The sequence below is a fragment of the Mitsuokella apri genome, from assembly GCF_047974105.1.
GTDB lineage: Bacteria > Bacillota > Negativicutes > Selenomonadales > Selenomonadaceae > Mitsuokella.
Map to the genome: position 1 here is coordinate 435,463 of NZ_JBHYRS010000001.1, position 26,241 is coordinate 461,703.

At 53.3% G+C, this 26,241-nt stretch carries 24 protein-coding genes and 3 tRNA genes; 3 read left to right on the top strand and 24 right to left on the bottom strand.

Features of this window, described 5'->3' with window-relative positions; translation table 11 throughout:
• Window positions 1-93: 93 nt before the first annotated feature.
• The 15 genes from ftsH to ACE419_RS02090 all read right to left on the bottom strand — a co-directional run bounded on the left by ftsH (window position 94) and on the right by ACE419_RS02090 (window position 17,290).
• Window positions 94-2,094: an ATP-dependent zinc metalloprotease FtsH gene (ftsH, locus tag ACE419_RS02020; RefSeq protein WP_435720849.1), complete on the bottom strand. Its 2,001-nt coding sequence runs from the start codon at window positions 2,092-2,094 to the stop codon at window positions 94-96.
• A 47-nt stretch (window positions 2,095-2,141) separates the two neighbouring features.
• On the bottom strand, window positions 2,142-2,684 hold the full coding sequence (hpt, locus tag ACE419_RS02025; RefSeq protein ID WP_432646129.1) for a hypoxanthine phosphoribosyltransferase: 543 nt from the start codon (window positions 2,682-2,684) through the stop codon (window positions 2,142-2,144).
• Window positions 2,685-2,692: 8 nt separating this feature from the next.
• Window positions 2,693-4,105 (bottom strand): tRNA lysidine(34) synthetase TilS, encoded by a 1,413-nt coding sequence (gene tilS / locus ACE419_RS02030; protein ID WP_435720850.1) that lies wholly within the window; start codon window positions 4,103-4,105, stop codon window positions 2,693-2,695.
• 96 nt (window positions 4,106-4,201) lie between these two features.
• Window positions 4,202-4,660 (bottom strand): S1 domain-containing RNA-binding protein, encoded by a 459-nt coding sequence (locus tag ACE419_RS02035; RefSeq protein WP_432646104.1) that lies wholly within the window; start codon window positions 4,658-4,660, stop codon window positions 4,202-4,204.
• A 92-nt stretch (window positions 4,661-4,752) separates the two neighbouring features.
• Entirely contained in the window at window positions 4,753-5,058 is a 306-nt protein-coding gene (locus tag ACE419_RS02040; RefSeq protein WP_435720851.1) for an FtsB family cell division protein, read from the bottom strand.
• Window positions 5,055-6,185, bottom strand: coding sequence for an MGDG synthase family glycosyltransferase (locus tag ACE419_RS02045; protein WP_432646102.1), 1,131 nt, complete (start codon window positions 6,183-6,185; stop codon window positions 5,055-5,057). The genes ACE419_RS02040 and ACE419_RS02045 overlap by 4 nt, the downstream gene beginning before the upstream one ends.
• Window positions 6,182-6,949 carry an SDR family NAD(P)-dependent oxidoreductase gene (locus ACE419_RS02050; protein ID WP_435720852.1) on the bottom strand — a complete coding sequence of 256 codons (768 nt, stop codon included), beginning with the start codon at window positions 6,947-6,949 and terminating at the stop codon, window positions 6,182-6,184. The genes ACE419_RS02045 and ACE419_RS02050 overlap by 4 nt, the downstream gene beginning before the upstream one ends.
• A 68-nt stretch (window positions 6,950-7,017) precedes the next feature.
• Window positions 7,018-7,293, bottom strand: coding sequence for a non-specific DNA-binding protein Hbs (hbs, locus tag ACE419_RS02055; protein ID WP_295631168.1), 276 nt, complete (start codon window positions 7,291-7,293; stop codon window positions 7,018-7,020).
• A 152-nt stretch (window positions 7,294-7,445) separates the two neighbouring features.
• Window positions 7,446-8,123: an SAM-dependent methyltransferase gene (locus ACE419_RS02060; protein WP_435720853.1), complete on the bottom strand. Its 678-nt coding sequence runs from the start codon at window positions 8,121-8,123 to the stop codon at window positions 7,446-7,448.
• Window position 8,124: 1 nt separating this feature from the next.
• Window positions 8,125-11,484 carry a transcription-repair coupling factor gene (mfd, locus tag ACE419_RS02065; RefSeq protein WP_435720854.1) on the bottom strand — a complete coding sequence of 1,120 codons (3,360 nt, stop codon included), beginning with the start codon at window positions 11,482-11,484 and terminating at the stop codon, window positions 8,125-8,127.
• 63 nt (window positions 11,485-11,547) lie between these two features.
• Complete coding sequence (pyrG, locus tag ACE419_RS02070) at window positions 11,548-13,152, bottom strand: CTP synthase (RefSeq protein WP_432646098.1); 1,605 nt, start codon at window positions 13,150-13,152, stop codon at window positions 11,548-11,550.
• 77 nt (window positions 13,153-13,229) lie between these two features.
• The gene (gene rpoE / locus ACE419_RS02075) at window positions 13,230-13,562 is read right to left on the bottom strand and encodes a DNA-directed RNA polymerase subunit delta (RefSeq protein ID WP_432646097.1); all 333 of its coding nucleotides are present in this window, start codon (window positions 13,560-13,562) and stop codon (window positions 13,230-13,232) included.
• A gap of 40 nt (window positions 13,563-13,602) precedes the next feature.
• Window positions 13,603-15,258, bottom strand: coding sequence for an arginine--tRNA ligase (gene argS / locus ACE419_RS02080; RefSeq protein WP_435720855.1), 1,656 nt, complete (start codon window positions 15,256-15,258; stop codon window positions 13,603-13,605).
• A 72-nt stretch (window positions 15,259-15,330) separates the two neighbouring features.
• Window positions 15,331-15,765, bottom strand: coding sequence for a YwiB family protein (locus ACE419_RS02085; protein WP_432646095.1), 435 nt, complete (start codon window positions 15,763-15,765; stop codon window positions 15,331-15,333).
• 148 nt (window positions 15,766-15,913) lie between these two features.
• Complete coding sequence (locus ACE419_RS02090; protein ID WP_435720856.1) at window positions 15,914-17,290, bottom strand: NAD(P)/FAD-dependent oxidoreductase; 1,377 nt, start codon at window positions 17,288-17,290, stop codon at window positions 15,914-15,916.
• Between the two features lie 314 nt (window positions 17,291-17,604).
• Here ACE419_RS02090 and putP point away from each other — a divergent pair, with 314 nt between their 5' ends.
• Window positions 17,605-19,083 (top strand): sodium/proline symporter PutP, encoded by a 1,479-nt coding sequence (gene putP / locus ACE419_RS02095; protein ID WP_435720857.1) that lies wholly within the window; start codon window positions 17,605-17,607, stop codon window positions 19,081-19,083.
• Between the two features lie 122 nt (window positions 19,084-19,205).
• Here putP and ACE419_RS02100 read toward each other — a convergent pair whose 3' ends face one another.
• The 9 genes from ACE419_RS02100 to ACE419_RS02140 all read right to left on the bottom strand — a co-directional run bounded on the left by ACE419_RS02100 (window position 19,206) and on the right by ACE419_RS02140 (window position 25,047).
• Window positions 19,206-20,492, bottom strand: coding sequence for an ArsB/NhaD family transporter (locus ACE419_RS02100; RefSeq protein ID WP_432646078.1), 1,287 nt, complete (start codon window positions 20,490-20,492; stop codon window positions 19,206-19,208).
• A 34-nt stretch (window positions 20,493-20,526) separates the two neighbouring features.
• A complete protein-coding gene (locus ACE419_RS02105) occupies window positions 20,527-20,826 on the bottom strand; it encodes a hypothetical protein (protein ID WP_432646077.1) in 300 nt (99 codons plus the stop codon).
• Between the two features lie 45 nt (window positions 20,827-20,871).
• Window positions 20,872-22,545, bottom strand: a complete 1,674-nt coding sequence (locus ACE419_RS02110) for a glutamine--tRNA ligase/YqeY domain fusion protein (protein ID WP_435720858.1) — start codon at window positions 22,543-22,545, stop codon at window positions 20,872-20,874.
• A gap of 73 nt (window positions 22,546-22,618) precedes the next feature.
• Window positions 22,619-23,416 (bottom strand): HD domain-containing protein, encoded by a 798-nt coding sequence (locus ACE419_RS02115; protein ID WP_435720859.1) that lies wholly within the window; start codon window positions 23,414-23,416, stop codon window positions 22,619-22,621.
• A 125-nt stretch (window positions 23,417-23,541) separates the two neighbouring features.
• Entirely contained in the window at window positions 23,542-24,060 is a 519-nt protein-coding gene (locus tag ACE419_RS02120; protein ID WP_432646074.1) for a transcription repressor NadR, read from the bottom strand.
• Between the two features lie 68 nt (window positions 24,061-24,128).
• Window positions 24,129-24,204: transfer RNA gene (locus ACE419_RS02125), tRNA-Val, on the bottom strand.
• Between the two features lie 2 nt (window positions 24,205-24,206).
• Window positions 24,207-24,281 (bottom strand) — tRNA-Glu (locus ACE419_RS02130).
• A gap of 2 nt (window positions 24,282-24,283) precedes the next feature.
• A tRNA-Asn gene (locus ACE419_RS02135) sits at window positions 24,284-24,359 on the bottom strand.
• Window positions 24,360-24,492: 133 nt separating this feature from the next.
• The gene (locus ACE419_RS02140) at window positions 24,493-25,047 is read right to left on the bottom strand and encodes a helix-turn-helix domain-containing protein (RefSeq protein ID WP_435720860.1); all 555 of its coding nucleotides are present in this window, start codon (window positions 25,045-25,047) and stop codon (window positions 24,493-24,495) included.
• Between the two features lie 112 nt (window positions 25,048-25,159).
• Between ACE419_RS02140 and ACE419_RS02145 the strand changes: the two genes are divergently transcribed.
• Together ACE419_RS02145 and ACE419_RS02150 are read left to right on the top strand one after the other, a co-directional pair.
• On the top strand, window positions 25,160-25,849 hold the full coding sequence (locus tag ACE419_RS02145) for an AzlC family ABC transporter permease (RefSeq protein WP_435720861.1): 690 nt from the start codon (window positions 25,160-25,162) through the stop codon (window positions 25,847-25,849).
• On the top strand, window positions 25,850-26,179 hold the full coding sequence (locus ACE419_RS02150) for a branched-chain amino acid transporter permease (protein ID WP_432648523.1): 330 nt from the start codon (window positions 25,850-25,852) through the stop codon (window positions 26,177-26,179). It begins immediately after the preceding gene.
• The last annotated feature ends 62 nt before the right edge of the window (window positions 26,180-26,241 follow it).

Consider the following 26,241-nt stretch of genomic DNA (forward strand, 5'->3'; position numbering starts at 1 on the left):
ACACCATTTCATTATACACCGTAGTCAGATATAAAAAAAGCAGGAGCTTCCTTGCGTCTGCTCCCACCTTTCGTTATGTTGCGGCAATGAAATTTATTTATCGTAATGCGTGACGTTGAACTTGGGTTCGGCTTCTTTTTCGTGTTCCTCGTCCGTCTCCGTCTCTTTTGCCTTTTCTTCTGCCGTTTCGTCAGCTGCCTCCGCCTTGACTGGCGTCATGGCCGGCGTGCCGTCCTCAGGCTTATCATCCTCCGGCTTATTATCATCATCCGTGTCATCATCGTCCGTGATATGGCCGGTCGTCATGAGCTCTTCGAGTTCCTTCGCCGTCAGCGTCTCACGTTCCATGAGGGCCTGTGCGATGAGTTCGAGCTTATCGCGGTTCTCCGTAATGATCTTGCGGCAGGCTTCATAGGCCTCTTCCATGTACTTGCGGACTTCCTTATCGATCTCGCTGGCCACTTCTTCCGAGTAATTGCGCTGATGATTGAAGTCACGTCCGAGGAAGACCTGATGATTCTGGCTCTCGCCATAAGCAACAGGACCTAAGACATCGCTCATGCCGTACTGCATGATCATGCTGCGCACGATGCGCGATGCCTGCTGAATATCCTGCGAAGCACCCGTGGAAATCTCCTTCAGGACGACTTCTTCGGCGACGCGGCCGCCCATGGCCACCTTCAGGCGGTCAAGGAGTTCCGAACGCGTGGCGTAATTGCGGTCTTCCTTTGGCAGCATCAGTGTGTAGCCGCCAGCGCGTCCGCGCGGGATGATCGTGACTTTGTGGACAGGATCCGCGTGCTTGAGCATCATGCCGACGAGCGTATGACCGCCTTCATGGTAAGCTGTCAGGCGTTTTTCTTCATCGCTCATGACGTGCGACTTGCGTTCCGGTCCGGCAATGACGCGCTCAATGGCTTCTTCCATCTCGGTCATGCCAATCCGATGCTTGTTGCGGCGGGCCGCAAGAAGTGCCGCCTCATTGACGAGATTCGAAAGGTCGGCACCGGTGAAGCCCGGCGTGCGGCGTGCGAGGATATCGAGGTCGACATCATTGGCAATTGGCTTGCCCTTCGTATGAACCTTGAGGATGGCCAGTCTGCCGCGCACATCCGGCTTATCGACGACAATCTGACGGTCGAAACGGCCCGGACGCAAAAGTGCGGGGTCGAGGATATCCGGGCGGTTCGTCGCGGCGATGATGATGATGCCTTCATTCGCTGCAAAACCATCCATTTCGACGAGCAGCTGATTGAGTGTCTGTTCGCGCTCATCGTGGCCGCCGCCGACACCGGCACCGCGCTGGCGGCCGACCGCATCGATCTCATCGATGAAGACGATACACGGCGCATTTTTCTTGGCCTGTTCAAAGAGATCGCGGACACGCGAAGCGCCGACGCCGACGAACATCTCCACGAAGTCAGAACCGGAAATCGAGAAGAACGGTACACCGGCCTCGCCGGCTACTGCGCGCGCGAGGAGCGTCTTACCTGTGCCCGGAGGGCCGAAGAGCAGTACGCCCTTCGGGATGCGGGCACCGAGTTCGTTGAATTTCTTCGGATGCTTGAGGAATTCGACAACCTCCTCGAGTTCCTGTTTTGCTTCATCCGCACCGGCGACATCGCGGAACGTGACTTTGATCTTGTCCGCGCCGCTCATGCGCGCCCGACTCTTGCCGAACGACATGACACGGCCGCCGCCGCCCTGCGTCTGCTGCATGATAAAGAACCAAACACCGATGAGCAGCAGAATGGGGATGACAGATGAGAACATCTGCGACCACCATGGCGGCTCCGGCGGATTCTCAGCGGCAATATCAATGCCCTTGGCTGTGAGTTTTTGATAAAGATCCGGGTCATTATTCGGCGCGTCCGGCGTAATCGTCGTGAATTCCGTACCATCCGCAAGGGTGCCGTGAATGGTATTCTGGATAATGACGACCTTGGAAACTTCGCCTTCATCTACCTGCTGCAGGAACTGCGTGTACTCCACTTCCTGACGGTTGGTATTCTTGGTCGAGAAATAATCAATGATGGATATCGCGACCAGGATGATGAGCAGATAGAAACCTACATTGCGTAGAAACTTATTCAATCCCTTGTCCTCCTTTATCTCAGAGCTCTTGCTCTAAGAGCTGGCCCTTATTCGTAGATTTCAGGCTTGAGCACACCGATGTATGGCAGATTGCGGTATTTCTCTGCATAATCGAGGCCATAGCCCACGAGGAATTCATCCGGCACCGTATAGCCGCAGTAATCAATCGGCACATCCACCGTACGGCGCGATGGCTTCGAGAGCAGTGCGCAGAGCTTGACGCTCTTCGGCTTGCGCTCACGGAAGTATTTGAGCAGATAATTCATCGTCGTGCCCGAATCGATGATATCTTCGATGACGATCAGATGTTTTCCTTCAATGTCATAGTCAAGATCCTTTAAAATCTTGACCGTGCCGCTCGTCTCCGTGCCATTGCCATAGCTCGAGGCAATCATGAAGTCAAACTGCACCGGCAGATTGATGCTGCGCACGAGGTCTGTGTAAAAAACAACTGCACCCTTGAGGATGCCTACACAAAAAATCGTTTCCTTGGCATCTTTATAATCTTCCGTAATCTGCGCGCCGAGCTGCGCAACGCGTTTCTTGAGTTCTGCTTCTGAGAAGACGACCTTCTCGATGTCATCCTTCATCTCTCTTGTCATGTTGTTTCCTCTTTTCTTTGTATGTGGAAATATAGGATATTCTTTGTATCATCTGTGACAGGATAACGGCGGCTGCGCCTTTTCCCGACAAGCCAGAGAATTTCGCTGCCGTCCGACAAAAGGAGCAGCTCATCCCGCTTTGCGCGCGGAACCTTGTCATCTATCAAGATGTCTTTTATTTTCTTATGTCCGGCTGGAAGTTCCATGAAATCACCGGCCCTGCGTGTGCGGAAGAGCAGGCTGCGGCTTTCAAGACGGTCAAAGTCCAGATAATATGCCGATGGTCCTGTCTGCAGAGGCTTTTGTGTGAGGATCTTTGCTTCAATTGCATAAGGCCCCCAGGTGACTGTGCCGGGAATTTTGGGTCTTACCGCGCAGGCAGAGATTTTTCTTTGCCCATCGTCCTGCCTGCCCTGCTGTTTCGTCATGGTGAGCAGCTCGTAGCCAAAACAAGCCGTGACCCCTTCCGGAAGTTCCAGACGCTTGCCTGTCTGCTGACCTGCAAGGAGCATGAGACGCATTTTTTCGACATGGGCAAAGCCCAAATCCCGGCCGCTTCCGGCTGTCTCTGCAAAGAGCCGCCGCAGGGCCCGTCGCTGCATGGCCGGATGATGGCGGCGAAAAGCCACAAGCCTCAGGCCATATTCTCCTGCCTGACAGGCCGTCAAGTACGGCCAGAGCTCGTCAAGCTGCCGTTCCAGAAAATCACTGTCCACGCGGGCAAGTTCTGCCAGCTGGCATAACGTACGCGAGATTTCAGGATTTCTCTGCCGCAAATACGGCAGGACCTCCAGACGCAGAAGATTGCGCGTACAGTCGGGGAGGTCATTCGTCGCGTCGTGGCGCGGCTGCAGTCCTCTTTCCCGGCAATACGCTTCAATCTGACAGCGCGAGGCGAAAAGCAGGGGCCGGATCTGACGGCTGCTGCACGGCAGCATGGCAGAAAGGCCGTCAAGCCCTGTCCCGCGCAGGATGCGCATGAGTACCGTCTCCGCCTGATCGTCGGCATGGTGAGCCGTGGCCAGTACATCTGCCCCGACCCGTTTCAAGGTCTGCCAGAGAAAATCATAACGAAGTTCCCGCGCAGCAAGCTCCAATGACTGTCCCTTCTTCGCGGCTGCCTCTGGCACAGAAGCGCGGCCAAGAAAGCAGGGAATGCCATGCTCCTGGCAAAAATCTGCCACAAAAGCCGCATCTGCCTTAGAAGCTTCTCCCCGAATGCCATGGTCGAAATGCGCCGCGGTAAGGACAAGCTGAAATTTGGAGCGAAGTTTCATGAGGATATCAAGCAGGGCCAGAGAATCCGGCCCTCCTGAGCAGGCCACGAGTACATGCATGCCCTTTGCCAAAAGGCCATGCGATTTTGCGTAGCGGGCCGTATCGGCAATCATCTGATTCGTGCTGTCCATATGCTCATCTCCGCGCTTATATTTTCCCAATTCTCAGCCGAAATACATAAAGAACAAAAGCACCCTGTCGACAGAGTGCTTTTATCATTCAGATAGTCAGTCCGAGCGGCGGGATCCGCGGCCTCCGCGTTTCGAGTCAGTCTTACGGCGCAGGTCCGTCAACCTCTCATCACTGTCCTTGAGGAACTTCGAAAGCTTGTCCTCAAATGACGCTGTGGAATTGTTGTAACGGCCGGAACGGCGGAAATCCCGTGGCCCGCGATTCTGCCGCTGCGGACGGAAGGAAGAATTTCCTGCTTGAGCCTGAGCTTCCGGCTTTTTCTCCTGAAGCTGCTTGATGGAAAGGGCAATCTTGCCGCGATCATCGATGCTCAATACTTTAACCTTCACCTTGTCTTTTTCGGAGAGGAAATCATGGACATCCTTGACATAGACATCCGCTACCTCGGAAATATGGATGAGACCGGTCTTGCCTTCCGGCAGTTCTACGAAAGCACCGAAATTCGTGATGCCCGTGACAACACCCTCAACTACATTGCCAACTTCAATGGACAAATTAATTCTTCCTCCTTAAATCGTGATGGAAAATACACGCTTTATTATACCCTTGCGCGACAAAGAGTGTCAAGAAAAGAACGTGATTTCACTCAACGTGAGCCCACAGATTTTCCCGCACTGTACGGCAGTTCCCCCTTGCGGGTCATGCCGAGCTCCTCGCGCGCGATTTTTTCGATATAGTCCAGACGATTGAGATCATCTTTTTCCTTCACGAGTTTCTCATGCTCTGCCTTAGCGGCAGACAGCCGTTCTTCCGCCGCTGCCTGGTCCACGCTGACCTGATTGAGATAGATCTGCTGCTTGACGAGGATGACGGCAAAATACCCGATGATAATGACCATTAGGATGGTAAACCAGTTAAAGATGCCCTTTCTGTGCCCTTTTTGTATTTTCATGAAATCAACTCCTCCTGAAGCAGGGATGTGAGGTCTGACGCTATTTCCAAAGCCGCCCGCGGCTTCGCGCAGGCATGGGCTTTTTCGCTCATGACCTGCAGCGCATTGCCCCATAACAGATTTTCTACCGCTCTGGCCAGGTCCTCACGCGGATGCAGCCAGACGGCAGCCCCATTCTGTGTCGCATAGATGGCATTTTCCGTCTCAGGCCCCGGAATCGGGTCATGCAGCAGCATGGGCAGCCCCAACACAAACGCTTCGCTGATGGTCAGGGCTCCCGGCTTTGTAATCAAAAGGTCCGCTGCCCGCATGAGGAAATGGACCTGGTCCGTATAGCCCCAGACAAGGACCTGATGATGCGAGACAAGTCCCATGTCCTGAACGCGGTCCTTCAGCCGTTCGTTGCGGCCGGCAACGACGAGGATGGTAAGGCGTTTCTCGATTTTCTCGAGGTCCCTGAGATTCGACTCAATGCCGCCAAGCCCCAGCCCTCCGCCCATGAGCAGAATGGCGGGCTGCCCCTCGGGGATGGCCATGGCCCGGCGCACGCCCGCCTTATCTTTCATATCCTGCAGAACACCGGCAACGGGAATGCCCGGCACCATCAGGGTATCGACGGCAAAGCCATGACCGATCATGCCCATGCGCATCTCTTCCGTCGCCATGTAGTAGCGGTCGACTGCAGGGTAAAGCCAGATCTGATGCAGGGAATAATCCGTCATGACCGTGGCCAGATGATAATGCTCCTGCTGACGCCTCTTGAGAAGCGATGCTGCTCCTTCCGGAAAAGGATGTGTGCAAAGCACGAGATCCGGCTCATAGCGCCGCACGAGTTTTTTCATCGCCGGCATCATGACATAAGCAAAGGCATTCTGTACGAGAGTGCCTCCCGAAGAACCCCCCGATAATTTATAAAAGACATCGTAGAGGTTCGGCACGAAGGCCAGCATGACGAGGTAAAACTTCTTCATGAACCAATGGATGCGTGAAATGCGCGAATCCATGAAGTCCACCGTGGTGATTTCGGCTTCCGGCAGCAGCCGGCGCAGTTCAATCTCTATGGCTTCAGCCGCTTTGATATGCCCCGAACCGATGGATGCGGTCAAGATAAGGATGTTTTTTTTCAAGCCGTCAGCCCTCCATCGATGCCATAGACAGCACCTGTCACAAAAGAAGCACGCGCGGACGCCAGGAAGACAATCAGGGATGCCGCTTCCGCGGGCGTGCCAATGCGTCCGAGCGGATAAACCGAGGCCATTTCCTGCAGGCTCTTTTCACGTTCTGCTCCCCGGCCAAGCTGCGCCTCCGTAAGGGGCGTCAGAATATCTCCCGGTGCAATGGCATTGACGCGTACACCAAAGGCTGCCGTTTCCAGAGCCAGAGCACGGGTAAAAAGGACCACAGCCCCCTTGCTCGCGCAGTAAGCCGCACAGAAATAGTTGCCATGCACGCCGGCATCGGAAGCGACATTGACGATATTTCCCCGCGCACGCTTGAGGTGCGGCAAGGCAGCCTTCGACAGATGAAAGACGCCCTTGACATTGATATCAAGTATGTCCGTGAGTGTCTCTTCTTCCAGGTCTTCCAGAGCTCCTTCTTTGTATATGCCGGCTGAATTCACCAATACATCGAGGCGCCCAAAATGAAGAACGGTCTCGGCCACGGCCTGACGGCAGTCTTCTTCGCTGCGCACATCGCCGGCACAGAAAAGAATTCTTTCGGGCTCTGCAGACTCCCGCAGGCTTTCGACTGCTGCCAACCCGCGTTCTCTTGAACGCCCCATCAGCACAACGGCAGCTCCCTCCTGCAGGAATTCTTTCGCTGCCTCAAGACCGATGCCCGAGGTTCCACCTGAAATCAGCACGACTTTTGCTGCCAATCCGAGCTCCACGCGTATCCCTCCAATACAACAAGAAGCCGGGCTCCCAAGGGAACCCAGCTCCTCATAACCAAGCCAGATTATGCATTCACAGCATCTTTCAGGGCCTTGCCAGCCTTGAACACCGGATTCTTCGAAGCCGGAATCTGGATCGTCTCGCTCGTGCGCGGGTTGCGGCCCGTGCGAGCAGCGCGCTCCTTGACTTCAAACGTACCGAAGCCAATCATCTGTACTTTATCGCCTTCAACCAGTGCCTGCTGAACGCTCTCGAAAAGTGCATTTACAGCCTTTTCAGCATCTTTCTTCGTCAGACCTGCTTTTTCAGCAACGCTAGCTACCAATTCAGTTTTATTCACGATCGTAGCCTCCTTAAATAATTGTTTTACTTATGTTGGCAGATATTCGTGATGTATCACGTTTTTTCCTGCCTGCTTATCAAAATTTAGCAGAAAACCCTTGAAAAATCAAGGGTTTTCGGAAAAATAAACAAAAACAGGCCCTAAAAACCTCATTTTGCCGGTATAAAAAGGCTCGTCAGATGGTCAACATCTTTCTGGCGGTCGAGCTCGTAAAGTGGAATTTTGCGGATGGATTCGTCCGGCAAAGCCAGATTATGAATATACGTGACCTCGTATTCGTCAGGATAGAGATCCATGAGCATGAGTTTCGTATCCGACGCGATGATGGGATCGTACACCTGCGTGATGACGAGCGACTGCGCAGGGCGGGCCTTGAGCGTATTGACATCTTCCGCATCGAGGATTGTAAGGCCTTCGATGGGGTCGATGCCAAGGCGCGTGTACAGGACTTCAACAAAGCTCATGCCCGGCAGGATTTCTACCGTCACCGGACTCTCTTTGGCCATTTCACGCAGCAGCACGACCGTGCGTTCTGCAACTAAGGGACTTCCGGGCACGGCGTAGACGATATCGCCCTCTTTTTCCGCGCGGTGCAGGAGGTCTTTGACGATATGCGTGTAAAGGGTTTCAAAATCCGGTGCTTCCTCATAGAAACCATCATACGTCGAGAACGTCAGGCCCCGTTTTTCAATTTCTTCTGCGGTTGGATGGATGCGCGTGCGCAGCACAAGGTTTTTCGCCTGCTGCATGAGCTGCCACGACTCGAGCGTGATGAGGCCAAAACGCCCGGGGCCAAGACCGACAACTGTGATTTTTGCCTGTTTCATATTATGCTTTCGTTTCCTTTCTTCCCTTTGCCTTATCCGCCTGTGCCGCGGCTCTTTCCTGCAGAGCTGTTTCATCACCTGCAGCCAGCATGAGCACGCGCGTGACGAAATTCGTGATATTTTTCTTATAGCGGTCGCTCAGGGCAAAACGCAGGCCGTTTTTATCGGGCAGACTGCGCATTCTTTTGCCAAAAAGCTCCGCCAGAGCCAGCATCCCCTTGGCCGGCATGCGTTTCTGCGGCAGGAAATAAATGTCAAGTGCCAGCGGCAGCTGCTTGATGGCGCGGATGCCGAGCTCACGAGCATAATTCTTGATGCGCGCGACTTCCAGAAGATGCATGACGGGCTCCGTCGGGTCGCCAAAGCGGTCGATGAGTTCATCGAGCAGGACGCGGATTTCCTCGTTCTTGCGGATGGCAGCAATGCGCTGGTAAATCTCGATCTTATGCATGGCATCGGCGATGAAGTCCCCATCGATATAAGCTTCCGTCTGCAGGTCTATGAGTGGCTCCGGCGGTGCTTCTTCCGGCGCTTTGCCATTCTGCAGGCGTTCCACGGCTTCTTCGAGGAGCTTGCAGTACATCTCAAAGCCGACACTGGCGATATGGCCATGCTGCTGTGCACCCAAAAGATTGCCTGCACCGCGGATTTCAAGATCACGCATGGCGATCTTGAAGCCCGCACCGAGCTCGGCAAATTCCTTCATGGCCTGCAGTCGCTTTTCGGCCGTCTCCGTGAGAATCTTGTCGGCCTGATAGACAAAATACGCAAAGGCCATATGATGCGAGCGGCCGACGCGGCCGCGCATCTGATAGAGCTGGGAAAGGCCGAAATGATCGGCATTGTAGACAATGATGGTATTGGCATTGGCTACATCGAGGCCATTTTCGACAATGCTTGTCGCGAGCAGAATGTCGTAATCTCCTTCATAAAAGTCCATCATGACATGCTCGAGCATTTCTTCCGGCATCTGGCCATGTGCCGTCTGGATGCGGGCTTCCGGCACGAGCGAGGCAATGTGGTCGCGCATGCGGTCAATCGTATCCACGCGGTTGTAAATGAAATAAATCTGGCCGCCGCGCTTCATCTCGCGCCGAATTGCATTGGCGACAATCGTATCGTTGTTCTCCACAACGTACGTCTGTACGGGGAAACGCTCCGCCGGCGGCGTTTCAATGATGCTCATATCGCGCGCGCCGACAAGAGACATGTGCAGCGTGCGCGGAATCGGCGTGGCTGAAAGCGTCAGCACATCGATGCCGGCAGCCAGTTTGCGGATTTTATCCTTCTGCTTGACGCCAAAGCGCTGCTCCTCATCGACAATCAAAAGCCCAAGATCTTTCCAGATGACTTTTTTCTGATTGAGGATGGCATGGGTGCCAATGAGGATATCGACCTGACCGAGGCGGACTTTCTCGAGTGTCTCCTTTTGCTGTTTGGCCGTGCGGAAGCGGCAGATGACGTCGATGACCGGCGCAAAACCTGTGAAGCGCGTGGTAAATGTCTGATAATGCTGCTGAGCAAGGACCGTCGTTGGCACGAGCACGGCCACCTGCTTGCCGTCCATCGCTGCCTTATAGGCCGCGCGGATGGCGACCTCGGTCTTGCCAAAGCCGACATCGCCGCAGAGAAGTCTGTCCATCGGTTTTTCTTTTTCCATATCGGCCTTGATTTCGGCAATAGCCCGCAGCTGGTCCTCTGTCTCCTCGTAGGGGAACGCATCTTCAAAATCGCGCTGGCTGCTGTCATCCGGCGGGAAGGCATGGCCTTTTGCCTGTTTGCGCTTGGCATAAATCTCGATGAGCTTTTTGGCGATGTCTTCGACGGATTTTTTTGCCCTTGCCTTCGCTTTGACCCATTCCGTGCCGCCCATGCGGTGCAGGCGCGGCACTTCACCTTCCGAGCCGATGTACTTCTGCAGGAGACTGACCTGGTCCGTCGGCACAAAGAGCTTATCGTCGCCTGCGTACTGGATATGCAGGTAATCCTTGTGGATGCCGCCGACATCGAGCGTTTCCACGCCGAGGTATTTGCCGATACCATGACTCTCGTGTACGACGTAGTCGCCCGGCTTGATGTCACGGAAATGCGAGATCTTTTCGCCGTAATCACTGTGGCTGCGCACAGCTGTACGGCGTTTATGACGGCCAAAGATATCCTTTTCCGTCACGACGACGAGACGCGCCGAAGCCATCTCAAAGCCCGTGAGCAGGGCTCCCTGCCGAATGTTGATGGCATCGTCGCGCAGGGGCTCACTCATCTTCCCGATCAGCGAAGGAATGCGGCGATGTGCAAAGAATTCACGCAGGCTGTTCGTCTTTTCTTTGTCACTTAAAAGCACGAGTACACGCTGTTTCTGCGACAGCCAGCGATGTGCCTCATTTTCCAGAAGGTCCATCTGACTGCGGAACGGCGTCATCGTTGTGGCCGTCACGCCGATGTTTTCCACGGGCGCTACTCCCGGTACCTGCTGCAGCAGCAGGGCCATGTAGATGATGCGGTTGCCCTGTGCGGCCTGCAGGAGTTCCTCCCAGCTGAAGATTTTTTCCTTGATATCCGGATTTTCCTTGACCAGCGTGCGTATCGTGTCGCGGATACGGGTCGGCTCGTCAAAGAGCACCGTGCCCCTGCCCTCCAGATACGAAAGAAAATTTTCGGGCCTGCCGGAGCTGTCTGTCTGCGCGAGAGGCATAATGGTCACAGCGCTGATGTTCTTGATGGAGCGCTTCGTCTCGATATCAAATTCGCGCAGTGAATCAACCTCATCGTCAAAATACTCGAGACGTATCGGTGCTGCCGCATTGATGGCAAAAATATCGACAATGCCGCCGCGCACACTGAACTGGCCGACTCGCTCGACTTCGTCTGTATTTTCATAGCCGAGATCGACAAGGCGGTGCAGCAGCTCCTCGCGCGGCACAACATCCCCCATGCGCAGGGAAAGTGAGAGTCGGGCAAATTCATTCCTTCCCATCCCCTTCTGCACGGCAGCTTCTGTCCTTGCGAGCACGATGAGCTGCTCACCGCGCATCAAGCGTCCCAGCACCTCCATGCGCCTGGCCGCGCGTTCCTGACTTTTGGCCGCTGCCTGCACCTCAAAATTATCAACTTCCGGAAGTTCCACGACCGGAACTTCCGGCAAAAGCAGGGATAAATCCTCTTTCCAGTCGGCCAGGGTCTCTGCAGAATGGCAGACAATGGCCATCATCTGCGGCTTAGAGGCATAGCAGGCTGCCACAGCAGCATGTTTCTGCGAGCCGCCCAGTCCATAAATCAGTGCTTCTGCCTTTTCTCCTGTTGTATAAGCCTGCAGACGCTGCAGCGCACCATCCTGCAGCATCGCGGCAAATAATGCATTCATGAATACGATACCTCACGTCAAAAAGACCCGGGAAACCGGGTCTTCTCTATGTTATGTCGTTTTTTACTGCTCAAGGGCTGCCTTGAGGAAGTCGCGGAACAGCGGATGCGGATTATTCGGACGCGACTTGAGTTCCGGATGTGCCTGCGTAGCCACGAACCACGGATGATCCTTGACTTCAATCATCTCGACAAGGCTGTCATCCGGCAGAGTGCCGGCGATAACCAGGCCTTTTGCCTGCAGAGCTTCGCGGTATTCGTTGTTGAACTCAAAGCGATGGCGGTGACGCTCATGGATGAGGTTCGTGCCATACGCCTCTTCGGCATGCGTGCCGTTCGCGAGCTTGCACGGATACGAACCGAGACGCATCGTGCCGCCTTTTTTGACAATGCCCTGCTGCGATTCCATCAGCGAAATGACAGGATGCGTCGTCTCCGGGTTGAATTCCGTCGAATCGGCATCCGTCATGCCGCAGACATGACGGGCAAACTCAATGACCGCGCACTGCATGCCAAGGCAAAGGCCGAGGAATGGGATCTTATGTTCACGCGCATACTGAATGGCCTTAATCTTGCCTTCAATGCCGCGGTTGCCAAAGCCGCCCGGCACGAGAATGCCCTTGCAGCCAACGAATACTTCATCGAGGTCGATATCCGGATTTTCCTCGATTTCTTCCGCGTTGACCCAGTTGATCTTGACCTGCGCATCGTTGGCAATGCCGCCGTGATGCAGGGCTTCCGTAACAGAGATATAAGCATCCGGCAGTTCAACGTATTTGCCGACAACGGCAATCTTGACGCGTTTCTGCGGATGATTGATTTTATAGACCATCTTTTCCCAGTCGCTCATATCGGCCGGACCATAGTCCATGTTGAGCTTCTTGAGAGCGATCTTATCGAGGCCCTCTTTCTGCATCATCAGAGGGACTTCGTAAATCGTCGAAGCCGTGCGGTTCTCAATGACAGCTTCCGGCTGCACATCGCAGAACATGGCAATCTTGTCCTTCATCTCCTTGGAGATGGTCTTCTCCGTGCGGCAGACGAGAATATCCGGCTGGATGCCGATGGCGCGCAGCTCCTTGACGCTGTGCTGAGTCGGCTTCGTCTTGAGCTCGCCGGCTGCCGAGATATACGGCAGGAGCGTCACATGGATGTAGAGCGTGTCGTTCGGGCCAACTTCTTTCTTGACCTGACGAATGGCCTCAAGGAACGGCTGACTCTCGATGTCGCCGACCGTGCCGCCGATTTCCGTGATGACGACATCGGCGCCATCCGCCTTGGCGACATCATAGACCTTCTGCTTGATTTCATTCGTGATATGAGGAATGACCTGTACCGTCGAGCCGAGGTATTCGCCCTTGCGCTCTTTATTCAATACGGACCAGTAAACCTTACCCGTCGTGATATTGGAATTCTTCGTCAGGTTGATGTCGATGAAACGCTCGTAGTGGCCGAGATCCAGATCTGTCTCCGCACCGTCGTCCGTGACAAAGACCTCGCCATGCTGGTAAGGGCTCATCGTACCCGGATCAATGTTGATGTACGGGTCGAACTTCTGGATCGTGACCTTGATTCCCCTGCTCTTGAGCAAACGGCCGAGTGAAGCGGCCGTGATGCCTTTGCCGAGGGAAGAAACAACGCCACCGGTAACGAAAATATACTTTGCCATGGAACTGCCTCCTGCTTGTTCTTTGAAACACATGTTGACTATTCTAACCCCAATCCTCATGGGGTGTCAAGACGCGATTATTCCTGGATGCTCTCGAGTTTCTTTTTGCGGTTGCTGCTGGCCTTTGCTGCAGCCTTGCTCGAGCCTGACGTCGAACGGCTCGTATGCGTGCGCTTGACTTCAGGCGGATTCCACTCCGTCAGGCCCCACTGGCCTTCGCCTTCATAGTGGAAACGGCTGTCCATATTGATGAGCGTATAAACTTCCGAAATGGCTGCCGAGAGGGACTGCACCGGCTTGTGCGTCTTCTCGATAACCTCAAGGACAAGATCCTTGTAGTACATAGTCTTGCCTGCCTGAGACAGGATGTAATAAGCGACATCAACTTCTGAGCTCTTCAGAAAATCCATTCTATATATCTCCCTTCGCAAAATGCGTAATCGACTTCTCTTACATATGCTCCGGTGCGGATACACCGAGAATGCCAAGGCTGTGGCGAATGACATGAGCCGTGACGGTGACGAGTGCGAGACGCGCCTCGGCGAGGTCGTGGTCAACGCCCATGATGCGGCATTTATTGTAGAAGCTGTGGAACAGTGCCGCGAGGTCATAGCTGTAGCGTGCGATGCGCTGCGGCGCGTAATCATCCGCTGCCTTTTTGACTTCTTCCGGATATTCCTCAATCTTCTTGATGAGAGCCACTTCGCTCTCGTCTGTCAGGAGTGCAAGCTTCGGCTCTTTGCCAAGCACGAGATGCGTCTCTTCCGCCTGACGGAAGATGCTGCAGATGCGCGCATGCGCATACTGGATGTAATAGACCGGATTGTCATTTGACTTTTTCTTTGCCAGGTCGAGGTCAAAGTCAAGCTGGCTGTCGAGCGAACGCATGAGGAAGAAATAACGGGCTGCATCTGTGCCGACTTCTTCCATGAGTTCGTTCAAAGTGACGCTCTGGCCCGTGCGCTTGCTCATCTTGACGAGCTCGCCGCCGCGGTAAAGGCTGACCATCTGCAGGAGCAGCACCGTGAGTTTTTCCGGGTCATGACCGAGGGCCTGCATCGCAGCCTTGACGCGGCAGACATAGCCATGATGGTCAGCTCCCCAGATATTGATGAGCCGGTCAAAGCCGCGTTCATATTTATTATGATGGTAGGCAATATCAGCGGCGAGATACGTCGGCACGCCGTTGTCGCGGATGACAACGCGGTCCTTGTCATCGCCGTAGGCCGTGGATTTCAGCCAAAGAGCGCCTTCTTTCTCGTAGATATCGCCTTTCTTCTTGAGGATTTCCACCACGTTGCGCACAGCATCCGGATGGAGCGTGCGCTCACTGAACCAATTGTCAAAGGTCACGTGGAATTTTTCAAGGTCTTCCTTGAGGATGGCCAGTTTCTCATGATAAGCGAGGTCCTTGAAGATGGCCAGGCGTTCCTCTTCACTCATGGCGAGGTATTTGTCGCCATCGCGGGCAATGATGCGCTTAGCCGTATCGATGATATCCTGGCCATGGTAGCCGTCCTCCGGGAATTCGACTTCCTTGCCGAGGAGCTCAAGGTAACGCGCATTGACAGAGCGCGCGAGGTTGTTCATCTGGTTGCCGGCATCATTGATATAATACTCGCTCTCGACAGGGAAGCCAGCGGCGCGCAGAAGATTGACGAGAGCCGAGCCTGCCGCCGCACCGCGGCCATGGCCGACATGTAAGAGTCCCGTCGGGTTGGCACTGACATATTCGACCTGAATTTTAGGATGAGCCACTTTCGGCAGATTGCCAAAATTTTCTCCCGCTGCGATAATTTTCTGGAACGAATCGTAGAGCACATTGCCCTTAAGGTAGAAATTCAGGAAACCCGGTCCGGCAATCTGCGTGTGGTCAAGCCAGTCTCCCTTGATACGGCTGGCAAGAACTTCAGCAATCTGGCGCGGGTTCTTGTGGAAGACGCGTGCCGACTGCATGGCAAAATTCGTCGCAAAATCACCAAATTCCTTCTGCGGCGGCACCTCGAGAACGACCTGCGGCAGCTCACCCGCCGGCAGGGCCCCATCGTTTATGGCATCGCACGCGGCCTTTTTAATGGCCTCTGTCAATATGTCTTTGATTTCCAAAAAACTTCCTCCTATCATGATCGTCATGTATCGTGCTTTCGTGTTCTGCCCCTCACCTGGCCAGGGCCGGATTTACGGGCAGTCTTCTTCTATTTCAATATGAAGTCTGTTTTGACTCTGGAAGGCACCGTTGACCCACAAGCCGTAGCGAATATCTACGCTGCCTGCAACATCACCGTAATGAACCGATAACGCTTCTGTGCGCACCGCTAAATCGATATTGCCATAGGGCGTGCGGTAAACACTCTTATGCTCCCTGCCCGCCTCAAAGCGCTGCTCCTGTTCCAAAGGCCCCCTGCGCAAAAGCGTCATCATATCTTCATCTATTTTGAGCACAGTGGAAACTTTCGTGCCCTGCTGGAGACTTTCATCTTCATAAATGACATAGTGCTTGCCGCGATGAAAATAATGATGGCCCTTTGCTTCGGTGCGGATGCTGTCTTTTTTTCCTTCGGCATCCTGCCAGGACCCCCTGACTTTTACGACGACCGGTTTCTTTTCACTCATCCGCCTGCCCCCTTTTATACATTGTATACTATTATATCCCAAACGGTCGAGCCTTGCCAACTAAAATTTTATGCCAGAAAGCTGCCCAATGGCTGCTTTCTGGCATCTTCCTAAAATATCTGCCTTTTTCTCTTATCGGTCCGCTGTATCACATGCGCGAAAGAATCTGGCGGGCTACATAAACGCCGCTGGCACCTGCCTGCGAAAGGCCGCGCGTGACGCCGGCACCATCGCCTGTCGCAAAGACATTGCGCAGCTTTGTCTCAAGCTGATGCGAAAGCACGACACGGGCACTGTAAAACTTGACTTCCACACCGTAGAGCAGGGTATCGTCATTCGTCATACCCGGTGCCACATAATTGAGTGCCTGAATCATCTCAATGATGTTGTCGAGATGGCGCTTTGGCAGCACGAGGGAAAGGTCGCCTGGCGTCGCAGCCAGCGTCGGCTTCGTAAAGCTCTTGCTCAGGCGGTGCGTATTCGTGCGGCGTCCCTTGATGAGGTCGCCATAGCGCTGCACGATGATGCCGCCGCCGAGCATGTTCGAGAACGAAGCGATGCGTTTGCCATACTGATGCGGGGCTTTGAAAGGCTCCGTGAAATGATTCGAAACGAGCAGGGCAAAGTTTGTGTTATGGCTCTGCAGTTTCGGGTCGCTGTAGGAATGGCCGTTGACCGTCACGATGCCGTCTGTATTCTCCATGACGACATGGCCGTGCGGGTTCATGCAAAATGTGCGGACAAAATCACCGTACTGCTTCGTGCGGTACAGGAGCTTTGCCTCGTAGACCTGGCTTGTGATGTCATTCCATACCTCATCCGGCACTTCCACGCGCACACCGACATCGACGCGGTTGTTTTCCTGCTCGATGCCAAGACGGCTGCATTCATTCGAGAACCATTCCGCGCCGGCACGTCCCGGGGCCACGACGAGGAAATCCGCCTCAATTTTCTCCCCGTTCTCGAGATCCAGCTGATTGTTGCCCTGCCCATCCGATTCAATATGAGCCACGGGGCATTCAAAGCGGAACTCGACCTTTTCTTTCAAATATTCATACGTCTGCTCGAGCATGCGCAGATTATTCTCCGTGCCGAGATGGCGCACACTCGCAGAAAGAAGGTGCAGGTCATGCTGCAGCGCCAGCTTGCCGATGTCCGAGCCCTTCGTCGTAAAGACCTTGGAAGGTGCACCGTGTTTCATGTTGATTTTATCGACATAGTCAATGAGCTCCATGACCTCGTCATCCGGCAGATACTCATTGAGCCAGCCGCCAAACTTCGTCGTGAAATTGTACTTGCCGTCGGAGAAGGCACCGGCACCGCCAAAGCCGCGCATGATGCTGCAGGGCTTGCAGCCGATGCAGCTCTTGACCTTGCCTGCGGAAATCGGGCATACGCGGTGGTAGATATCCTTGCCGCTCTCAAAGACAATAACATGAAGCCCCGGCTTTTTCTCCACAAGTTCATAAGCCGCCATGACACCGGCAGGGCCGCCGCCGACAATTGCCACATCGTATTTTTTCATCAAAAAGCCTCCTAATAAAATCCCCTCAGACAAGGAATGTCTCTCTTTAAATCTGCACACAGCAAAAGAGCGCAGTTGCTTTTGGCCCTGCCATACGTGAGTCCGGGCCGCCCCCTGCGTTCAAACCTTATGTATTATACCCGCAAAGCCTTACGATTGCAAGCATTTTTTATTGATTTTCAAAAAAAATGTACACAATGCCCTATTTTTATACCTTCTATACAAATAAGTATTGCATTTTACCTCGTTTTTCCCATATAATTGAACTATTCTTGTAAACTTATTTTATTATAGAAAGAAATGGGGGATTCATTTTGACTCATGATCTTACCATCATCAATACCTTTGTGCTCTACATCGGTTTCATGATGGCCATCGGCGTGTACTATTACCGCCGCACACGCAACATGAGCGATTACTTCCTCGGCAACCGCAAACTCGGTGCCTGGGTCACTTCGCTCTCTGCCGAAGCTTCGGATATGAGCGGCTGGATGCTCATGGGCGTCCCGGGCTATGCCTATCTCTCCGGCCTCAATGCCGGCTGGATTGCCGTCGGCATCGCCATCGGCACCTGGGCCAACTGGCATTTTGTCGCCGCCCGCCTCAGAAAGTACACGGAGCTTGCCAATAACTCCCTGACACTGCCGGAATTCCTGCAGAACCGCTTTCACGACAAGTCGGGGCTTTTGCGCATTGTGCCTGCCATCTTCATCCTGATTTTCTTCGTCATCTACACATCTTCGGGCTTTGTCTCGGCCGGCCGCCTCTTTGAGACCGTCTTCGGCATCCCGTATCAGTACGCGATTTTCATCGGCGCTGGCTCCGTCGTCTTCTACACGCTCGTCGGCGGCTTCCTCGCGGTCTCGCGCACGGACTTCATCCAGGGCGTCATGATGTTCTTTGCCATCCTCGTTGTACCAATCTGCGGTGCCATGCAGTGCGGCGGCTTTGAAGCAACGGTCTCGGCCATCCAGAATGTCCAGGCCACAATGCTCGAACCTCTGACAAAATCCGACGGCTCGACCATGAGCTTCATCGAACTCATCTCGCTTTTAGCCTGGGGCATCGGTTATTTCGGCCAGCCGCACATTCTCGTGCGCTTCATGGCCATCCGCACCTCAAAGGAAGTCAAGCAGGCCACGCATATCGCCATGACCTGGGTCGTCCTTTCCCTCGCTGCGGCTGTCGCCGTCGGCATGGTCGGCCGCGTTTATCTTTCCACGCCGCTTGAAGGCACGGCCTCTGAGACAGTCTTCCTCGTCATGACGAACGAGCTCTTCCCGCCGATTGCCACGGGCCTGATTCTCTCGGCTGTCCTCGCCGCCATCATGAGCACAGCTTCTTCGCAGCTGCTCGTCGCCGCCTCGGCTTTTGCTCAGGATTTTTACCGCACACTGCTGCGCAAGGATGCCGAGCAGAAAGAGCTCGTCTGGATTTCGCGCGCGAGTGTCCTCGTCATCGCGAGTCTCGCGATTTTCCTCGGACTCAATCCGAATAATTTCATCCTCGACATGGTATCCTATGCCTGGGCAGGCTTCGGCGCTGCCTTTGGTCCGGCACTCCTGATGAGCCTGTTCTGGCGCCATACGACAAAATACGGCGTGCTCGCCGGCATCATCGTCGGCGGTGTTACCGTCCTCGTCTGGAAGCAGTTTGCTCTCTTCGGTCTCTACGAGATCGTACCGGGCTTCCTGTTCTCCGCTCTCGCCATCTGGATCGTCAGCTGGCTCGACCGCGTGCCGGAACGTTCCATCCTCGAAACATTCGACAAGGTCGGACAGAGCAAGATTTAAGCATTTTGCACATAAAAATCCCCATCATCCACAGAAGATGATGGGGATTTTGTGTATAAGTCAGTTCGTGAAAATTATCCACAGGGCTGATTTTTTCTTTTTCATGAGCAGCGGATACTTTATCAGAGCAGATAACGCAGCCATACATAAGCGCTCGAAATGGCAATGGTCATGATCATGATTGGGAAAGCAATCTTCATGAAGCCAAGGAACGACATCTGTTTGCCGCGCTGCGCTGCCATCGAAGCGACGACGACGTTGGCGCTGGCGCCGATGAGCGTGCCGTTGCCGCCGAGGCAGGCACCGAGTGCGAGCGACCACCACATCGGGTCGAGATTCGTGAGGCCCATCTGGCCCATATCCTGAATGAGCGGAATGAGCGTAGCAACAAACGGGATGTTATCAATAAAGGCCGAAGCAAAGGCACTCATCCAGAGAATCAGCATGGCCGTTGCATTGACGCTGCCATTTGTGAGCTTGATGGCCTCGGCAGCGAGGAACTTGATGACGCCCGTCTCGACAAGAGCACCGACGAGAACAAAGAGTCCGGCAAAGAAGAAAATAGCGGTCCATTCAATCTTGGAAAGCACTTTCGTGATCATGCCCTCATCACGCGTGTAAGTGATGAGCAGCAGGAGGCCGGCACCAGAGAGTGCAGCCGTTGCCGTCTGCAGGCCGAGATAGCCGTGAACAACGAAGAGGCCAATGGTCAGGGCAATGACGAAAAGGCATTTCTTCAGGAGCTTCGGATTGGCAATCTGGCTGTGCGCGTTGAGGCGCATGACCTTTTCCTGCAAATCCGGCTGCGTCTTGAGTTCTTTGCCATAAATCGCGATGAGCACGAGTTCGACAACAAAGAAAATCAGGACGGCGATACCGGAGAGGTTTGCCATGAAGTCCATGAAGTTCAGGCCGACAGCACTGCCGATCATGATGTTCGGCGGGTCACCGATGAGCGTGGCCGTACCGCCGATATTCGAAGCCAGGATCTGCGAGATCAGATACGGCTTGACATCGACCTTGAGCTGTGCCGTGATACTGAAGGTAATTGGCACCGTCAGCAGGACGGTCGTGACGTTATCGAGAAAGGCCGAGCAGACCATGGTCAAGGCTGACAGGGCAACCAGCAGGGCAATCGGGCGTGCCTTGACTTTCTTGGCCGACCAGATTGCTAGGAAATTAAAAAGTCCCGTTTCACTCGTGATATTGACGATAATCATCATGCCCATGAGCAGGCCGAGTGTGTTGAAGTCAATATGACGAATTGCTGTATCCTGATCGATGACACCGAACAGGATCATGAGCATAGCACCAAAGATACCGACAATGGTTCGATGAACCTTTTCTGAAATGATCAGTGCGTAAGCAGCAACGAAGATGACGATTGCAATCGTCGTTGTACTAACCAATAGAATCCACTTCTTTCCCTAAAAACTTCCCTATTTATTTCTTATACTTCGGGATCAGCACGATATTCTCGCCATCGCGCTTGATCTTGAAGGTATAATTCTTGATATCCGCGCGAAAGAGTTCCATCTTAAGCTGCAGGAGGGCTTTCGCGAGTTCTTCTGTAAGCTGTGGGGTGAAGCCGGCGCGCAGGAAGTCAGCAGACGGCGTTACCTGTTCCTGCTGTTTCTTCTTCGCTTTTTTCTCAGCCGCAATGAAGCGGTCTTCTATGGATGTATCTTCTACATAATCCTTGAACATGTCCTTGTCAGACAGATTCTTAGGGATCTTAGACATAAACGTCACCTTCTATAAGATTTCAATATGGTATCCTTGCAGCACTTATTTATTGACTTTGGCCCAGCTGTCACGCAGTCCGACCACGCGGTTAAAGACCAGATGCTCAGGTGTCGTGTCAGGATCCACGACAAAATAGCCGACGCGCAGGAACTGGTAATGCGTGCCAGCTGCCGTAAGCTTGACAGAAGGCTCAATCAGGGCATTATCGATGACCTTCAGAGAATTCTTGTTGAGGGCAGCGATAAAATCCTTCGGCACATTGCCGTTCTCATCGGTCTCAATGAGGTAATCGTAGAGACGGACTTCTGCCTTGAGCGCCGTCTTCTCTGCCACCCAGTGAATCGTTCCCTTGACCTTGCGGCCTGCCGTAGCGCCGCCCGTCTTCGAATCGAGGTCTGCCGTGCAGTGCAGCTCTACGACATTGCCCTGCTCATCCCTGATGACTTCGTCGCATTTGATGATATACGCATGTTTGAGACGAACCTCTCCGCCCGGTTTGAGGCGGAAGTACTTCTTCGGCGGCTCTTCCATGAAATCTTCCTGCTCAATGTAGAGCGTGCGGGAGAATGGCACGAAGCGGTGGCCGCCATGAATCGGATTGTTGTCTGCGAGCAGCCATTCTTCCTTGTCTTCCGGATAATTCGTGATGACGACCTTCAGAGGATGCAGGACAGCCATGACGCGGTCGGCATTCTCGTTGAGGTCAGCGCGGACTTCATGCTCGAGCATCGAGACATCGACGATGCTGTCGGCCTTAGCCACACCGATTTCCCTGCAGAAATTGCGGATGGACGCCGGCGTATAGCCGCGGCGGCGCAAGCCGGAAATGGTCGGCATGCGCGGGTCATCCCAGCCGCGCACATAGCCCTCTTCGACGAGCTGACGCAGCTTACGCTTGCTCGTGACCGTATTCGTGAGGTTCAGGCGGGCAAACTCAATCTGGCGCGGACGCGTGTTCGGGTCAAAGCCCAGCGAGTCAAGCAGCCAGTCATAGAACGGGCGGTGCTCCTCGAATTCGAGCGTGCAGACAGAATGCGTGATGCCCTCAATGGCATCTGAGAGCGGATGTGCAAAATCATACATCGGATAGATGCACCATTTGTCGCCCGTGCGGTGATGGCTCACATGGGCAATGCGATAGATGACCGTGTCGCGCATGACGAGGTTCGGCGAAGCCATATCGATCTTGGCGCGCAGGACCTTCTCACCATCGGCAAATTCTCCGGCCTTCATGCGTGCGAAGAGGTCGAGATTCTCCTCGATGCTGCGATTGCGGTAAGGGCTTTCCTTGCCCGGTTCCGTCAGCGTGCCGCGGTAAGCCTTGATTTCCTCTGCAGAAAGGTCATCGACATAAGCCAGCCCCTTCTTGATAAGCGTGACAGCAAAATCATAGAGCTTGTCGAAGTAATCCGAAGCATAGAATTTGCGATTGCCCCAGCTGAAACCGAGCCAGCGGATATCGCGCTGAATGGAATCGACATATTCCGTGTCTTCCTTGGTCGGATTCGTATCATCGAAACGCAGATTGCAAAGGCCATGATTGTATTCTGCCAGGCCAAAATTCAGGCAGATGGACTTGGCATGACCGATATGCAGGTAACCATTCGGCTCTGGTGGAAAACGCGTGTGAATGCCTTCTGTATATTTGCCGTTCTTGAGGTCTTCTTCAATCATGTTCTGAATGAAATTCGAAGCCACCGTAATTTTTTCTGCCATCTGATTTCTCTCCTTATGTTTCTATCATTTCATAAAATGCAAAACAAACGTAAAACGGAAACGCAGCTTAAAATCAAAGTTCCGCTGCGTCCTCCTGCGCACATTTTTTCGCAATATAAGCGCGCAGCCTCTTCACCCCTTCATCAACACCCGGCTGCTCAGGCAAATAATGAATGATGCGGTCGACATAGCCGCGCTTGACAATCTCCCTGAGCGTCCAGCTGAAATTGATGTCATAAATCCACAAAAGCCGCACGAGCTTGCGGTCGCCATACGTGCGCAGTTTCCGGTAATCGGCCTGACGCCCAGCTTTAAAGTCCTCTATGAAATCCGGGCTGATGAGCTGGCTGGCATCCGCTGCGATGAATTTTGGCGCCTTGTCCGCATTTTCCGGTCCCAGATATGGCGAAAGCACACGGTAAATATCGAGCTTGTCAGCATCGCGCAGCAGCTTTGCAAAAAGCAGTGCCTTTTTACTCGGTGCCGGACCGATTTCTTTCTTATTATGACGGCCAATGGCAAAGCGTACCAGCGTTTCATCTTCCGGTGCGAGCTTCTTCATAAAGGCGAGTTCGGAAAGCACCTTGAGGCCGAGGTCTGCATGATCTTCCGACGCCGCGTCATTGAACGTCTTATAGAGGCTGTACTGGCGGAAGCGGCCAACATCATGGAAAAGTCCCATGATTTCCGCCAGCTTCACGTCATGCTCGGAAAGCTGCAGATGCTTTGCCAGCTGCACTGCAATTGCCGTGACATAGCCAGTGTGTATTTCCTTGATGCGGATCCCCTGCATGACTTCTTCATCGTCTGTATGGAATGATTTCATATAAGCATCCATCCAGCTGTGCATTTCCTTAAGCAGTTCCTTCACGCATCATCCATCTCCTTTACACAAATATATGGGTTAGAAAAACTTCCCGTTTCGAATCAATGCCTACATTATACTACAGAAATGCAGTATGATGCAATTGGGTATTTTCTGATAATATTATAGGCTCAATCTTCCACAAGAATACCAAGAGATTGTAATTCTTTGCGGATGACTGTCAAAGCCTCTTCATCGGGAACCTGTATCGTATGCATATGAGTGCCGCCGGTCACCACGAGCAGCGGATTGGCCTGACATTTCTTCATCTTCGTCAGAAAGCGTTTGATGTCGCGCCGGCTTTCAATCAAAAGGTCGCCGCGGATGGGTCCGTAAACGGGATGCTCCACAATGACATCGAGCACCGAACCCCCGTTATCGACAACAGTCTCCAGTTCCTTTTCCATGCCGGCCGCATCATGGCGGCAGACAATGGTGGCCTTCAGTGCCTGTGTTTTTTCATCGCGCGGCATGATGTAGCCGCGCGGCGTAGCATAGACCTGTACGCCCTCCGCACGCAGGATGCTGATATCCCCCACGATAATTTGGCGGCTGACGCCGAGCTCACGCGCGAGTTTTGTACCAGTCAATGGCTGCGAAGCTTCCTGCAGGCGTTTCAGTAAAAGTTCACGTCTTTTTCCTGTATTCATGAAAGACCCCTGACTTTCTGTTTTAAGCTAACAAAAAAAGCTGCCTCACGGCAGCTATGCTTCTAAATTGGTGGGCGATAACAGGATCGAACTGCTGACATCTTGCTTGTAAGGCAAGCGCTCTCCCAGCTGAGCTAATCGCCCAATGGTGACGCCAATGGGATTCGAACCCATGAACCCGCCGTGAAAGGGCGGTGTCTTAACCGCTTGACGATGGCGCCATTGGCTCCTCGAGCAGGATTCGAACCTGCGACAGCCTGATTAACAGTCAGGTGCTCTACCGGCTGAGCTATCGAGGAATATAAAATGTCTTGATACTCGCGTATCGACTTGTATTATTATAATGGATAACGCGCAGGAATGCAAGAACTTTTTTCCGCACCAATAAAAAATTTTTGTTCTTGTGCGCCGTCAGCCCCAAAATCAATCATGTCATCCCCGCGGGTAATGATTGATACAGAGGGCTTCACTGATTCCTTCACCCTCATTCGTGTAAATATGACGCAGCGTCGCGTCAAATGTCAGGGAGTCGCCGGTCTGCAGGTAAAAAAACTGTCCGGCTACTTCGAGCTTCAATTTTCCCTCGCGCACAAAAATGTATTCATGCGAATGCTCCGTATGCCCTTCCGTCACATGCGTGACGCCCGGGTCAAAGGACAGCAGAAAACATTCAAAGTCACGCTCCGGCGTACTCGGATAATAACAGCCAATGCGGTAATGCCCCTGTTCATCGCTCTGCATGACCAGGTCCGACTGGGCAATTTTATGGGCTGCGGCCTGACGCGGCTCCAAAAGCGCCGAATACGGCACATGCAGCGCCTCGGCAATCTTCCAAATGGTATTGATGGTCGGATTGGCCCTGCCCTTTTCAATATTCGACAATACGGCTTTCGAAAGTCCCGTTTCTTCTGCCAGCTGACCAAGGCTTTTATTTTGGCGCAGACGGAGGTCCTGCAGATTGACAGCAATGATTTCGTTAACATTCATGAGAATTCCTCCTTTGCCTTGACTTTTCTCCCGGCTGACGGTAAGATAAGGCTACATCGTTCAATATAAAAATCTATCGTCAATTATAATACTACAGAAAGGAATCTGCAAGATGAAAATGCGCGCACTGCGGGCAGCCTTTCCCTACACTATCCCGATTTTTGCAGGATTCTGGTTTTTGGGACTTGCCTATGGCATTTATGCCAATGTATCCGGTTTTTCCTTTATCTATCCGATGATCATGAGTATTGTCATTTTCGGCGGTTCACTCGAGTTCGTCACTGTCACCATGCTGCTGTCGCCTTTTGCTCCTCTGCAGGCCTTTCTGATGGCCATCCTCATACAGGCACGCCATCTCTTCTACGGCATTGCCATGCTCGACAAATTCAGGGGAACGGGCTGGAAAAAATATTATTTAATCTACGGCATGTGCGATGAGACGTTTTCCATCAACTTCACCGCCAAAGTTCCACAGGATGTCGATAAGAGCTGGTTCATGGTCTTTGTCACACTGCTCAACGAATTCTATTGGGTCAGCGGTGCAACCATCGGCGGTCTCGTCGGTTCTTACCTGACGTTTGACACACAGGGACTCGGCTTTGTCATGACGGCCATGTTTGTCGTCATCTTCATGGAACAGTATGAGCGCGAGCATTCGCATATCACGGCCTATGTCGGCCTTGCGGCGTCTTTTCTCTGCCTCAATGCCTTCGGCAGTCAGGCCTTCATCATCCCATCGATGCTCTGCATTCTCGTGACGTTGACGCTGATTCGCGGTCCGCTTGAAAGGAAGGGAATTTAAATGACACTTTCGGAACAAGTCATCACGATTGCCATGTGCGCCATCGGCACGATGCTCACGCGCTTTTTGCCTTTCCTCGTCTTTTCTTCAAAAAAACCCACGCCCGATTACATCCAATATCTCGGCCGCGCCCTGCCCTGCGCGATTTTCGCCATGCTCGTCGTCTACTGCCTCAAAGATGTTTCCTTTACCACAGGCAATTATGGCCTGCCGGAAATGCTCGGCATTCTCATCACGATTCTGCTGCACAGATGGAAACGGCAGATGCTCTTATCCATCGCGGGCGGCACGATTTCCTATATGCTTCTGCTGCAGTATGTATTCCACTGAAATCTCTATCTTTCTGTATCAAAAAAAGGCAGCCGCAAAGCTGTCTTTTTTGTATGCCTGAT

Excerpts from the sequence above, each read along its gene's own strand:
- hpt (WP_432646129.1), bottom strand. The coding sequence starts at position 2,684 with ATGAAGGATGACATCGAGAAGGTCGTCTTCTCAGAAGCAGAACTCAAG.
- tilS (WP_435720850.1), bottom strand. The coding sequence starts at position 4,105 with ATGGACAGCACGAATCAGATGATTGCCGATACGGCCCGCTACGCAAAA.
- ACE419_RS02040 (WP_435720851.1), bottom strand. The coding sequence starts at position 5,058 with ATGAAAATACAAAAAGGGCACAGAAAGGGCATCTTTAACTGGTTTACC.
- ACE419_RS02060 (WP_435720853.1), bottom strand. The coding sequence starts at position 8,123 with ATGAAACAGGCAAAAATCACAGTTGTCGGTCTTGGCCCCGGGCGTTTT.
- mfd (WP_435720854.1), bottom strand. The coding sequence starts at position 11,484 with ATGAATGCATTATTTGCCGCGATGCTGCAGGATGGTGCGCTGCAGCGT.
- pyrG (WP_432646098.1), bottom strand. The coding sequence starts at position 13,152 with ATGGCAAAGTATATTTTCGTTACCGGTGGCGTTGTTTCTTCCCTCGGC.
- rpoE (WP_432646097.1), bottom strand. The coding sequence starts at position 13,562 with ATGGATTTTCTGAAGAGCTCAGAAGTTGATGTCGCTTATTACATCCTG.
- ACE419_RS02085 (WP_432646095.1), bottom strand. The coding sequence starts at position 15,765 with ATGAGTGAAAAGAAACCGGTCGTCGTAAAAGTCAGGGGGTCCTGGCAG.
- ACE419_RS02090 (WP_435720856.1), bottom strand. The coding sequence starts at position 17,290 with ATGAAAAAATACGATGTGGCAATTGTCGGCGGCGGCCCTGCCGGTGTC.
- ACE419_RS02105 (WP_432646077.1), bottom strand. The coding sequence starts at position 20,826 with ATGTCTAAGATCCCTAAGAATCTGTCTGACAAGGACATGTTCAAGGAT.
- ACE419_RS02110 (WP_435720858.1), bottom strand. The coding sequence starts at position 22,545 with ATGGCAGAAAAAATTACGGTGGCTTCGAATTTCATTCAGAACATGATT.
- ACE419_RS02120 (WP_432646074.1), bottom strand. The coding sequence starts at position 24,060 with ATGAATACAGGAAAAAGACGTGAACTTTTACTGAAACGCCTGCAGGAA.
- ACE419_RS02140 (WP_435720860.1), bottom strand. The coding sequence starts at position 25,047 with ATGAATGTTAACGAAATCATTGCTGTCAATCTGCAGGACCTCCGTCTG.
- ACE419_RS02145 (WP_435720861.1), top strand. The coding sequence starts at position 25,160 with ATGAAAATGCGCGCACTGCGGGCAGCCTTTCCCTACACTATCCCGATT.
- ACE419_RS02150 (WP_432648523.1), top strand. The coding sequence starts at position 25,850 with ATGACACTTTCGGAACAAGTCATCACGATTGCCATGTGCGCCATCGGC.